General features: G+C 44.5%; 12 protein-coding genes. 6 read left to right on the plus strand and 6 right to left on the minus strand.

From position 1 onward, the window contains the following. The first annotated feature begins 52 nt into the window (after positions 1-52). The 3 genes from C7Y66_RS15455 (at position 53) to glcD (ending at position 2767) form a co-directional block, all read left to right on the plus strand. Complete coding sequence (locus C7Y66_RS15455) at positions 53-403, plus strand: DUF433 domain-containing protein (RefSeq protein ID WP_106546289.1); 351 nt, start codon at positions 53-55, stop codon at positions 401-403. Beyond that, a complete protein-coding gene (locus C7Y66_RS15460) occupies positions 381-755 on the plus strand; it encodes a DUF5615 family PIN-like protein (protein WP_106546280.1) in 375 nt (124 codons plus the stop codon). The genes C7Y66_RS15455 and C7Y66_RS15460 overlap by 23 nt, the downstream gene beginning before the upstream one ends. Before the next feature lie 539 nt (positions 756-1294). Next, a complete protein-coding gene (glcD, locus tag C7Y66_RS15465; protein WP_106546281.1) occupies positions 1295-2767 on the plus strand; it encodes a glycolate oxidase subunit GlcD in 1473 nt (490 codons plus the stop codon). 53 nt (positions 2768-2820) lie between these two features. Here glcD and C7Y66_RS31130 read toward each other — a convergent pair whose 3' ends face one another. Together C7Y66_RS31130 and C7Y66_RS15475 are read right to left on the minus strand one after the other, a co-directional pair. Further along, positions 2821-2967 (minus strand): hypothetical protein, encoded by a 147-nt coding sequence (locus tag C7Y66_RS31130; protein ID WP_158265935.1) that lies wholly within the window; start codon positions 2965-2967, stop codon positions 2821-2823. 190 nt (positions 2968-3157) lie between these two features. After that, positions 3158-4750 carry an iron uptake porin gene (locus C7Y66_RS15475; protein WP_199197452.1) on the minus strand — a complete coding sequence of 531 codons (1593 nt, stop codon included), beginning with the start codon at positions 4748-4750 and terminating at the stop codon, positions 3158-3160. 484 nt (positions 4751-5234) lie between these two features. On the opposite strand from C7Y66_RS15475, the gene C7Y66_RS15480 reads away from it, so the two are divergent. Further along, the gene (locus tag C7Y66_RS15480; RefSeq protein ID WP_106546283.1) at positions 5235-6842 is read left to right on the plus strand and encodes a sodium:solute symporter; all 1608 of its coding nucleotides are present in this window, start codon (positions 5235-5237) and stop codon (positions 6840-6842) included. A gap of 44 nt (positions 6843-6886) precedes the next feature. Here the strand turns inward: C7Y66_RS15480 and C7Y66_RS15485 are convergent, their stop codons facing one another. After that, complete coding sequence (locus tag C7Y66_RS15485; RefSeq protein WP_199197453.1) at positions 6887-7789, minus strand: carbohydrate ABC transporter permease; 903 nt, start codon at positions 7787-7789, stop codon at positions 6887-6889. A 189-nt stretch (positions 7790-7978) separates the two neighbouring features. Between C7Y66_RS15485 and C7Y66_RS15490 the strand changes: the two genes are divergently transcribed. Together C7Y66_RS15490 and C7Y66_RS15495 are read left to right on the plus strand one after the other, a co-directional pair. Then, complete coding sequence (locus C7Y66_RS15490) at positions 7979-8578, plus strand: hypothetical protein (protein WP_106546285.1); 600 nt, start codon at positions 7979-7981, stop codon at positions 8576-8578. After that, complete coding sequence (locus tag C7Y66_RS15495) at positions 8575-9219, plus strand: OmpA family protein (RefSeq protein WP_106546286.1); 645 nt, start codon at positions 8575-8577, stop codon at positions 9217-9219. The genes C7Y66_RS15490 and C7Y66_RS15495 overlap by 4 nt, the downstream gene beginning before the upstream one ends. 41 nt (positions 9220-9260) lie before the next feature. Here the strand turns inward: C7Y66_RS15495 and ilvD are convergent, their stop codons facing one another. The 3 genes from ilvD to C7Y66_RS15510 form a co-directional block, all read right to left on the minus strand. After that, positions 9261-10946, minus strand: coding sequence for a dihydroxy-acid dehydratase (gene ilvD / locus C7Y66_RS15500; protein ID WP_106546287.1), 1686 nt, complete (start codon positions 10944-10946; stop codon positions 9261-9263). A 509-nt stretch (positions 10947-11455) separates the two neighbouring features. After that, positions 11456-11635 carry a photosystem II assembly protein Psb34 gene (gene psb34, locus C7Y66_RS15505; protein ID WP_015156128.1) on the minus strand — a complete coding sequence of 60 codons (180 nt, stop codon included), beginning with the start codon at positions 11633-11635 and terminating at the stop codon, positions 11456-11458. Between the two features lie 145 nt (positions 11636-11780). Further along, positions 11781-12696 (minus strand): thiazole synthase (locus C7Y66_RS15510; protein WP_304529359.1); only part of this gene is annotated, 916 nt, incomplete at its 5' end.

Below are 12696 nucleotides of genomic sequence, written 5' to 3' on the forward strand. Positions count from 1 at the left end.
CATAGAATTTTTGCATTGCTACAAGTGCGCAGAACATAGAGGGGAAGATGAAATGCAACTAGAAGATTATTTCGACTTTCAGCGCCCTGATGATATTCGAGTCAAAGGAACAAGGGTTGGGATTGAGACTATCCTCTATGACTTCATTCATCGTTGCCGGACTCCAGAGGAAATTGCTCGAAGTTATCCTTCACTCACCCTAGAGCAAGTCTATGCGACAATTCTTTATTACTTGCACCACAAAGAAGCTGTTAGCGCGTATTTATCTGATTGGATAGATTGGAGCCATAAAGCGCGTGAAGAACAGCGCCGTAATTCCTCTGCTGCGGTACGCAAGTTAATGAAACTTAAAGCTGAGCGCAAGGCAAATTTGAAGGCGAATGGCTCTGAAATTTCTGCTTGATGAAAATGTTGATAAAGCCTATCAGTATCAATTTCTCCGCCAAAGTCCTGAATCAGTTATGTGGGTAGTGGGAGATCCTGGCGCTCCCCCTAGAGGTACACTAGACCCAGAAATTTTAATTTGGTGTGAGGAGCATGATTTCATACTGGTCACAAATAACCGTAAATCTATGCCCGTACATTTGAATGACCATATTGCAATAGGTCGTCACGTACCAGGAATATTACTATTAAATGTTGACTTTAGTATTGGTCGAAACCTTGAAGAATTATTCTTGATTGCCGAGTATGCTTTTGAGGATGAGTATCAAGATCGGATCGTTCATTTACCACTACCTGAGAATCTTGAATAACTAAAATAAATTCACTTGGATATCTTCTGTACAGATAATTATAAATTGCGTAACTTGCTAACAAAATTTAGCTTTCATTCAACTATCAATATTGTTGAATTTAACGATGAAATGATATTTGACTATCTGCAAAATCCACAAATATCCACATAGCCCGTGATTCTGACTTCTAGCTTAATTGGTCATGAGTGAGTCACGATCTGGCGTTTGGTGCGTGGTGCGTGAAATGCTTCTGACTCTTGACTTTTGGCTTTTGACCTTTGACTTTTGACTTTTGACTTCGGCTAGGCTTGTCAATAAGCTCTTGGCAAGTGAGAATAGAAAAGTAGTCGAAGTTACAAAAAAAATTGTAACAAAGATGAATTTAGATAATTTCAAGGGTTGTAGTTTCTGTAACAATATTGGAGAGGGCGATCGCAGGGAGTCAATCCAAATTAAGTAACATAGCGATACTTTTTATCCGCTATCACTGAAGTTTCAATCTTTAAGTTGCAGTATCCAGCAGTTTTAAAAATAAATTTAATTTGCGAGAATTCCCTATGCTAATCCAAGACAAGCAGCAGCGTGACTGGAAGACAATTATTAAAAAATTTGAAGCAGTCTTAGGCAAAAATGGTGTGGTTCAGCGTCGGGAGGAATTAATTACTTATGAGTGCGACGGACTAACCAGTTATCGCCAGCGCCCCGCAGTTGTCGTGTTGCCAAGAACGACAGAACAAGTAGCAGAAGTTGTAAAGATTTGCGATCGCCACAATATTCCTTTCATTGCCCGTGGTTCTGGTACTGGCTTATCTGGTGGGGCATTACCAATAGAAGACTGCGTGTTAATCGTCACCTCGATGATGCGGCAAGTCCTCAGCGTAGATTTGGAAAATCAGCAAGTTGTGGTACAGCCAGGGGTGATTAACAACTGGGTGACGCAAGCAGTTAGCGGTGATGGATTTTACTACGCCCCCGATCCTTCCAGTCAAATTATCTGTTCGGTGGGCGGGAATGTTGCTGAGAATTCCGGTGGGGTACATTGTCTTAAATATGGTGTCACTACCAACCACGTTTTAGGCTTAAAAGTCGTTACCCCCGATGGTTCGATTGTCGATTTGGGCGGACAAGTACCAGAAATGCCGGGTTACGATCTTACAGGCGTATTTGTCGGTTCCGAGGGGACGTTGGGAATTGCTACCGAAATTACGCTACGAATTCTCAAATCTGCCGAATCAATTTGCGTCTTGCTTGCCGATTTTACCAGCGTCGAAGCAGCAGGGGCGGCGGTTTCAGACATCATCAGTGCGGGAATTATTCCAGCTGGGATGGAAATGATGGATAACCTCAGCATTAACGCTGTAGAAGATGTTGTTGCCACGGGTTGTTATCCCAGAGATGCTACGGCAATCTTGTTAGTAGAAATTGACGGCATAGCTGTAGAAGTCGCAGAAACTAAACAGCTGATTAGCGATATTTGTTTGAAAAATGGTGCAAGGGGAATTACTACGGCTAGCGATCCTGAAACGCGCCTCAAATTGTGGAAAGGACGCAAAGCAGCATTTGCCGCTGCCGGACATCTCAGCCCCGATTACTACGTTCAAGATGGGGTGATTCCGCGTACTCAGTTGCCCTACGTTTTACAAGAAATTGAAAATTTGAGTCAGCAATATGGCTATCAAATTGCGAACGTATTTCATGCGGGTGATGGGAATCTTCACCCATTAATTTTGTACGATAATTCCGTACCAGGGGCTTTGCATCAAGTAGAAGAATTAGGGGGAGAGATCCTGAAACTCTGCGTTAAAGTTGGTGGTAGTATTTCCGGCGAACACGGCATTGGTGCAGATAAGAAATGTTTTATGCCCGATATGTTTACAGAGGCAGATTTGGAGACGATGCAATACGTGCGGGAAGCGATTAACCCCAAAGGTTTAGCTAATCCCGGCAAGATCTTTCCGACTCCACGCACCTGTGGGGAAGCAGCTAAGATGACTGATATTAAAGAGTTTGCTGGAGTTGAGAGATTTTAGATCCGCGAGATCCCCCCAACCCCCCTTAAAAAGGGGGGCTATGAGTAGGTGGATTAAAGTGGAGCAGATGGAATAATATACATTAATTCTGCTTTTTCTGGTTTCGCTTCAGCAGGTGCTAATTTCAGCCAATCTTGAAAGCTAATTCCAAGTTGCGCGATCGCACCTCTATCCAGTATTCCCACAAAATAAATAGCCACTAACAATTAACATGCAAAAACGCAAAGACACCAAGATTTCTCTTAGCGCCTTTGCGTCTTTGCGTGACAATTATAACCTATCAAAAATTCTTCATCACCATATCATATTCAAAGGACGGGTTCATATAGCCCCCCTTAAAAAGGGGGGTTGGGGGGATCTTCTGCGGCGTAGTCAAACAGCAAATTGGGATTAAAAATTGAAACTCGTCCGAATTACCCCAACATATTGATTGCTGTTGTCACTGTTATTTTCAGGATTAAATACGACCCAAAAACCAGGAGTCACAGAAATATAATCGTTAACTTGAAAACGGTAAAAAGCCTCAACATGATATGAAGTGTCATCTTCATCGCGCACGTCGCTATCTGTCACTCTAGGAGGTAAACCAACCAAAATCCCCGGTAAATTACCTTCACCCCCCACATCTGGGAAAGTTAAACCCACAGCACCATACCAAAGATCTGCACTATCCCCATCTTCAACAGTACTAGCAATAGTTCCTCCACTACCATCGGCGATCGCACTCAAACCCGAACCATTGGCACTCGCACTGATGTAACCTACCCAGCCGTGTAGTTGAAACTTGGGTGAAAAGCGATAAAAACCTTGAAAAGCAAAGATGTCTGCGGATGTCGCAATATCGTCTCCAAATGGTTCGCTAGCCAACAAACTTCCCGTACTACCCGTAATATCCACGACTCCCGCAGGGTTATAACTGCGCGAGTAAGCAACACCAGCCGCACCCCAATCTCCATCTACAGCGAGTTGCGCTAAGGCGTGATACGTACCGTTGAATAAACCAGCACCATCACCAGGATCGCTGGGACTACCAGCCAAATATCCTAGAGTCAAAGTTAAACTCTCGGCAATCTCCCAATTCACCGCCGCACCACCACCACCGCGACGATACAGGGGACTGTATTCCCCAAACAGAGAGGGAATACCTCGGCTATCATCGGCAATGCTAGGAGGAGTCAGAGTATCTGTAATATCGGTGTAACCGACTCCGGCGGGACCTACAGTAAAGGTGAGGTTAGAACCCACGGGGAAACGATATAACAAGTGCGGCACAGTTACATCGTTATCGGTGTTTGTATCGAAGTTAAGCCGTGTCATGTTCGTACCCGACACGTCTTCCATATCGCCAAAGTTACCAAATTCCAAACGAGTCCGTAGTAAATCTCGTCCGGTAAAACTCGTTTCAAAATTCATCCGCGAACGATAGCCGAATATCGTATTAGAATCGTCCTCATCTCCAGCTATGCGATCGCCAAATGTATCTGTAATTGCTGTAATTAAACTGACATTAAGTTTTGTCGTCGTCGAAAATTGATTTGCTTCTAATTCTGCTGTTTGTGCTTCCAAACTATCAACTCGACCGCGCAGAGTTGCCAGTTCTGTACTAAATTCTGTTTGCAAACGTTGTAATGTTGCTAAGTCTTCCTTGGTTACTACATCTGCACTAGCTGTAGCAATTAGTTCGTTGACTCGATCTAAACAAGCATTCAATCCTGCTGCAAACTCATATCTCGTTAAAGCGCGATTGCCTCGATAAGTTCCATCGGGATATCCCGCAATGCAACCATATCTTTCTACCAAAGATTGCAAAGCTTGAAATGCCCAATCTGTCGGTTGCACGTCAGATAGTTGAGAGACTGACGTAACTTGAACCATACTATTTTCTAGCGGCAATGCCAAGGTAGTTTCCGCATTCAATCCTACTAAAGCCGCTACTAAATTCGCAGCCAGAAACAATCTAGCGTGCGGCAATTTTGTGTTCATCCGTTCGCCACTCACTTTATTTTTTACAAAAAATTTTACCCTGCTTTTATTTAGTCTAAAGAGAAAACCTTTAGGCTCAACAATAGCTGTTTTTTAGCAGCATTACATCTTAATAAATTAAGAATATCATCGAGCATCTAGCTACAGTCATATATCTTACGGATGAGTTTGAATTGACTTAAGAAAAATTCAAGAAATTGGTTACAAATTCTAAATTAATTTGCTAGAAAGCACAAATTATTTCTACGATTAATTATTAGGAGTTTTTGGGTATTAAGAAAATATCTAACCCACGACTGATAACAATTAAACAAAATTTAGTTTTCACTAAAAATTACAGCTTTTTGCGGCTAGGGATCGACAAACTACGAGAAAACCAGGAAGTAGGCGCTCGGAGCATTCCCGCACCTACTTCTTAATTTTTCTTCACAAAACTTTTCATTCAACGTTTAGCTAAAAAAACTAAAAATTGTAGGAGAAGACGGTGGCTGCTATAGATATCGTGTTTCTCGTTGCTTACTTTGTAGGTGTAGCGGCGATTGGTTATTGGTCGAGTCAAAAAAGTTTAGCGACTAGCAAATCATATTTTTTGGGCGGTGGAAGTATTGGCTGGGCAGCAATTGGTGCGAGTCTATTTGCCAGCAATATTTCTGCCGAACACTTCATTGGATTAGCAGGTAGCGGCGCTAGTTCTGGTCTAGCAGTAGGGCAGTTTGAATGGATTGCCTGTTTTATGCTATTGCTATTAGGCTGGCTGTTCGTGCCGTTCTATCTCCGCACTGGTGTATTTACAATGCCGGAGTTTTTAGAAAGGCGTTTTAATCGTCAGTGCCGTACCTATCTATCCGCAATTTCATTAATTGCTTATGTCTTTACAAAAATTAGCGTAGCAGTCTATGCAGGGGCGATCGTTCTGCAAACAATTTTAGGCTGGAATATTTGGCTAGGCGCGATCGCCTTGATTGTGGCTACGGGTGCGTATACAATTTTTGGCGGTTTGAGAGCAGTAATTTATACTGATTTCTTCCAAGCATTTATTCTGATTGGCGGCGGAATTTTCTTAACTGCAACAGCAATTATTGATGTGGGTGGTTTCGGTGCTTTGTATCAAAAAGTCGATCCCAACTTCTTTAGTTTGTGGAAAGACATCAATCATCCCGATTTTCCTTGGACGGGAATTTTATTCGGCGCACCCATCTTAGGTTTGTGGTATTGGTGTACAGATCAAATGATCGTCCAACGCACCCTTGCCGCACCTAATATTGAAGTCGCAAGGCGATCGACAATTTTTGCTGGATTTTTAAAACTTCTACCTGTATTTATCCTTGTCTTACCAGGGATCGCCGGGAGAATTCTGTTTCCCGATGTAGAACCAGACCGGATATATGCCACGATGGTGAATAATCTCCTCCCGCCTGGAATTAAAGGATTAGTGGTAGCTGGGTTGCTGGCGGCGTTGATGAGTTCTCTTTCCAGCGTTTTTAACAGTAGTTCCACGCTAGTTGTGATGGACTTCTACCAAAAATGGAAACCCGAGGCAAGCGATCGCGAGTTAGTGCGAGCCGGACAGATTTCGACTATTCAACTGGTAGTGACTGGTTTGCTATGGCTCCCCTTTATCGGGTTGATGAGCAATCAGCTTTATGTCTATCTCCAGTCAGTACAAGCCTACGTTTCCCCACCGATTGCTGCTGTGTTTTTGATGGGGATATTGTGGAAACGCGCTACTGGTAGGGCGGCTTTCAACACCTTAATTACTGGTTTTATTTTGGGTGCAATTCGATTTATCGCCGAAATCGCCGTAAAAGCAGGTTGGATAACTTGGCGACCTTTGGTAGCCTATGCCACAATCAATTTCTTACACTTCGCGATTCTGCTGTTTGTCATTTCTATTGCCATTTTGGTACTTGTCAGTTTAACCAGTGCTGCACCAAACCAAAGACAACTAGAAATCTTCCAACACTCAGATGCAGAGTTGGAGAAGTTTGCTGGTTCGCATCGATCGCACAATCTCAATGTTAGATCGAGTTTCATCCTCGCCGCGATCGTCTTGGTATTTTGGGTTGTTTTTAGTCCCTTTGTCGTTAGTTAATCGCTATAAAAAGTAGAGACGTTACATGTAACGTCTCTACACTGCTAATTCTTCGGCGACAGTTTCAGATTCAAAATTGACAAAACCAAGATGATTAAAAACATTGCCAAACCGATCGTGCAGGCATAGCTAATATCTAAACTACTGCCAAAAGCTTGCTCGTAAAGGTAATAAACAATAGTTTTAGAACTGTTGCGGGGTCCACCTTTGGTCATGATGTAGATTTCTTCAAAAACCTTGGTGGCGGAAATTGCAGAAATGACAGCTACTAGCATTAAGTAAGGTCGCATTAATGGCACTGTAACATCCCAGTGTTTGCGCACGCCATCGGAACCGTCGATCGCAGCGGCTTCGTATAATTCTGCTGGAATCGACTGTAACCCAGCTAAATAAATCACCATGTAGTATCCCAGTCCTTTCCACACTGTCACCGCGATGACGCTAAAAAGGGCGAATCTGGGACTAGTCAGCCAGGGTATACCACTAGTTAAAATTCCAGTTTGTTTCAGTAATTGATTCAGCAATCCATTTTGAGCATACAACCATCGCCAAGCAATTCCGGCTACGACCATAGAAATAATCACAGGCGTGTAATAGGCAGCGCGAAACCAGTGCATTCCCCGTAGTTTCTGGTTAACTAAAATCGCCAAAACCAAAGGAATTGCTACCAAAATCGGCACGGCGATCGCGAGATACAATATTGTATTTCCTAGAGTTTGCCAAAAGACTTTATCCTGCCACAAACGCTCAAAGTTAGCCAAGCCAATCCATTCAGGTGCTTGGGTTAAGTCGTATTCGTAACGAGTAAAGCTCAAGTAAAATGCTTGCAGGGCAGGATAAAAGACCGTTAACCCCAGAACAAGCAGTGCTGGTAGTAAAAATAAGTATGGAGTGAGGCGCTGTTGAATTAACGTCCAGTTAATGGGAACGGATTTCTGCATGGTCATTGCTTTGTAGTGGCAATCAGAGCTTTTCGATGTTTCTAGTGTTACTCGAATAGGATTTGCAAGTAGATAGCGGACGTGTAAAAGTTTTCTCGCTTCATTTATAATTTTCTGGTCGCCGCTAAACACGACGGTTGGATGGCTTGAATCAGTGTAGGTTGTATTGATATCTAAGGCAACGGAAATATTACTATGAAAACACGCAAAGTTATTTCAGTCTCTTGCCTATTATTCTCTACTAGTATTTGTGGGTGTCAAATAGATACTTTGAACGCACGAGAAACTCAGCCGAGTGTTCCAGCTTCTCAAGAGCCAGAAAATTCTACAGGTGTCCAGCTTGCAAGTATAACTTCAGCGTCAGCTAAAACATTGTTAATAACGCTTAGTAAGGACTCGAAGCCTAAACCGATCCTGACGCGATCGGGACCAGGGGGTTTAGAAGTTGACCTCGTGCGTGCTGGCATCACTGGAAAAATTCTCACTGTCGAACTGCTCTATCGCAACCCAACCAGCGCATACACCCGCAATGTCGAGATGCCGATTCAGCAAGTTAGCTATATTGATGATGCGACAGCAAAACGCTATGGCGTGCTTAAAGATGAATCCGGTCAATACTTGGCATCGCCTTTGGGAAAGAGGGACAAAACAATCGTGGATTTGGGAAATTTTTCTAGCGTCGAAAAGTCTAAGGTGGCGTGGTTTAAGTTTCCTGCACCGCCTGCCGGAACAAAGACTATTTCGATTAACATTCCCGATGTAGGTCCTTACGACGGTATATCGGTACGACCATGAAATACGTTCTCCTCCAAGCGGCTTTCAGCGTTTCTGCGACGGTATTGGCAAGTTGCAGCGAGCCGAGAAACCAATCTCGTGATGCTTCTACTGCTGAGTCAGTTAATCCGAAACAAGTACAGCAGTTTGCTACTGCGCAAGTACAACCGGAGCCGTTGAAGCAGGAACGAGAACGCGCCTCATCTTTTCCGGATTCCGGTAGTCAATTAACAGGTGATGTTAGCGATCTGGAAGGACTTGTTGCTGACTTGGATGGTCGTATTACAGAGTCGGAAACAATTATCGATCTGCCAGCTGATGTGCTGTTTGATTTTGACAAAGCTAATATTCGTCCCGATGCTGTTCCAAGGTTAGAGAAGTTAGCTCGCCTGATTCAACAATCCGGTAGTGTTATGGTGCAGGTCAACGGTTATACAGACTCGAAAGGCAGCGATGCGTATAACATGAAGCTATCCCAGCGTCGCGCTGCTGCGATCGCCCAGTGGCTTGCTAGCAAGGAAGGCATAGAGTCCGAACGCTTGCAGACTAAAGGCTATGGCGAGAGCCAACCTGCTGCACCAAATGTGAATCCAGACGGTTCGGACAATCTAGAAGGACAGCGGACAAATCGCAGAGTTCAAGTAATCATTCCGCGATCGTAGGTTTTGTCCTCTGCCATCCGCTTTAAGAATTCGCTTCGATATCAACCCAGACCCAGATCCGTCACAGCACCGAGACTGCTAGAAGATACCAACTTGGCATACTTTGCTAACACGCCTGTAGTATAACGTGGCGGGCGGGGTTTCCAGCTAGCGCGACGTTGGGCTAATTCTTCATCCGATACGTGCAGGTGTAAGCTACGGGAACGAGCGTCGATGGTAATTGTATCTCCTTCTTGCACCAGGGCGATCGCACCTCCTACAGCGGCTTCTGGGGCGACGTGACCGACGACCATGCCGTATGTTCCACCTGAGAAACGCCCGTCAGTGATTAATCCCACCGAATCTCCTAAGCCAGCGCCGATAATCGCCGAAGTAGGGGCTAGCATTTCTCGCATCCCAGGACCACCTTTGGGTCCCTCGTAGCGCACGACGATGACATCACCTGCTTGGATCTGTTTTGCCAAAATTGCCGCTAGACAGGCTTCCTCGGATTCAAATACCCGCGCTGGACCCGAAATTTTTGGTAGCTTCACCCCTGTAATTTTTGCCACCGAACCTTCTGTAGCCAAATTTCCCTTCAAAATAGCTAAGTGTCCTTCAGCATAAAGGGGATTTTCCCAAGGACGAATCACATCTTGGTTTGCAGGTGGAGTATCGGGGACATCAGCTAAAACTTCAGCAATGGTTTGTCCGGTAATTGTCAGCGCATCGCCATGTAATAAACCATGTACGAGCAACATTTTCATCACTTGGGGAATTCCGCCGACTTTGTGTAAATCTGTTGCTACATATCTACCACTCGGCTTGAGATCGCATAGGACTGGAACGCGGGCGCGAATGGTTTCAAAGTCATCTAGAGTGAGTTTTACTCCTATTGAATGGGCGATCGCCAGCAGGTGTAAAACAGAATTGGTAGAACCACCCACAGCCATGATCGTCGCGATCGCATTTTCAAACGCCTTACGAGTGAGAATTTGACGGGGTAAAAGTTGTTTGCGAATGGCTTCAACTAAAACAAAAGCTGATTTTTCCGTACTTTCGGCTTTTTCTGCATCCTCCGCTGCCATTGTGGAAGAATAGGGCAAGCTCATCCCCATTGCTTCAAACGCAGAAGACATTGTATTTGCCGTATACATTCCACCACAGGAACCAGCCCCAGGACAAGCGCGGCGTTCGACTTCGATTAATTCTGTTTCGTCAATTTTGCCAGCACTGTATTGTCCTACAGCTTCAAATGCACTGACAACTGTTAAATCTTTGCCGTTGTAGTGTCCTGGTTTAATTGTTCCACCATAGACAAATATTGCTGGGATATTCATCCGCGCCATAGCAATCATCGCCCCTGGCATGTTCTTATCGCAACCGCCGATCGCTAAGACTCCATCCATACTCTGTCCGTTACAGACAGTTTCAATTGAATCGGCAATCACTTCCCGCGATACGAGGGAATATTTCATCCCTTCCGTTCCCATCGAAATACCGTCGCTGATGGTAATCGTACCGAACATTTGCGGCATTCCCCCAGAGTTTCGCACTCCGGCTACAGCACGTTGGGCAAGCTCGTTAATTCCCATGTTGCAGGGAGTGATGGTACTGTAACTGTTAGAAATACCAACGATGGGTTTAGTAAAATCTGCATCGCCAAAACCGACAGCCCGTAACATAGCGCGGTTAGGCGATCGCTGTACGCCTTGGGTAACGACTTGACTTCTGAGGTTGTCCGACATTTTCTATCCTTGGGGATGCGATCGTAGGGGCAGAGTTTGTATTGTCGCAAAAAAGATTGGACTTGGTAACAGAACTTCTTACGATTTAATCATGCCGCAGACAGATACTGATATTCACAGCAAAGTTACATAATAGTAATGTCGAGAGCGGAAATTTAACTAAATTTCTTCCTCTCGACAAGGATAGTGAGTTAAATGGCAAGGCAAAAAGTTTGCCTGCTTGAATTGACATTAACAGCGATTGTTAACTGAACTAGTGGTAAAAAAGCAGCGATCGCACTACAGTCCTCAGTCTTTAAAGTAGCTATAAATAAATTTTAAATACTGCTTGCTAGCTGTTGGCAGTAATTTAGTTGAGGTTTGGTTTCTGCTATACTGGAACCAAAAACAAAAATTTCGCCCAAATACTTCTTTACTGCTTAGCTCTCTCACCTTGTATAGTAGGTGCGATCGCAATCGTCGGGTATTTGGCGAAAAACTAATGGTTAAATTGTCAAAAACTCTTAATATTAACTGGCGCTAGAGACCGCCACAGCAACGAATACTAAAGCCACAACCAAAAATGCACCTGCAACGCCACCAATAATATAGTTACGCTTCTGAGTACTGCTTGGTGGTTCTGCCGTGTAAACTTTGGGTTCTACAGCAAAGTTATTTAAACGACCGCCTTCTTCGGTGGTATAGGGCATGAATCAAGTCCTTTCTATTTTTGCTTTGCTTAACTGTAACAAAAAATGGTAGAAATACTCTCCTACTTTAGTTAAGAAAATTTACATATACGGGAGTAGGGGCGCACAGCCGTGCGCCCGTACAGGAGTCGGGGAAACAGCCGCTTTAGCTCGTGACAGTGCCGCTGAGAGGGGAACTAGCGATCGCGTAATCTTTGATTGGTATTCGTCCGGCGAGGTAGGCGAGTCGTCCGGCTTCGGTGGCTAGTTTCATACCGCGTGCCATAGCAGGAGGGTTCTTGGCTTGGGCGATCGCCGTGTTAATCAGTAAAGCATCTGCTCCCAACTCCATTGCTTGCGCGGCTTCGCTAGGCGTGCCAATCCCCGCATCTACCACCACTGGTACGCCAGCATTTTCAATGATGATTTGAATATTTGCCGTTGTTTTCAATCCTTGTCCAGAACCAATTGGAGAAGCCAAAGGCATCACAGTCACGCAGCCGACTTCCTCCAACCGTTTCGCCAGCATTGGATCGGCATTGATGTAAGGTAATACAGCAAACCCTTCCTTCACCAGTTGTTCTGCTGCTTGTAAAGTTCCAATCGGATCGGGCAGCAAATATTTTGGATCGGGAATCACTTCTAACTTGACAAAATTGTTATCTTCTTGTCCTAAAACCTTCGCCATTTCGCGCCCCAAACGAGCAACGCGAATTGCTTCTTCCGCCGTCTGACAACCAGCAGTATTGGGCAACATCCACAGCTTTGTCCAATCCAAAGCCTCAGCTAAATTTTCATGTCCAGGTGCTTTCGTTTGCACTCGCCGCACGGCAACGGTGACAATTTGACAACCGCTAGCAACCACACTTTGCTGCATCTCTTCTACATTACGATACTTACCAGTACCAGTCATCAAGCGAGAAGAAAAAGTGCGATCGGCAATCACTAAAGGGCGATCGAGGGATTGTTGCTGTGATAGATCTAAGGTTTGCATTTGTGAAGTGTTGGTAATTGGTAATTGGTAGTTGGTAGTTGGTAGTTGGTAATTGGTAATGATTCTTTCTTGTCCCCCCTGTCCCCCC

Source organism: Chroococcidiopsis sp. CCALA 051, assembly GCF_003015105.1.
Classification (GTDB): domain Bacteria; phylum Cyanobacteriota; class Cyanobacteriia; order Cyanobacteriales; family Chroococcidiopsidaceae; genus Chroococcidiopsis; species Chroococcidiopsis thermalis.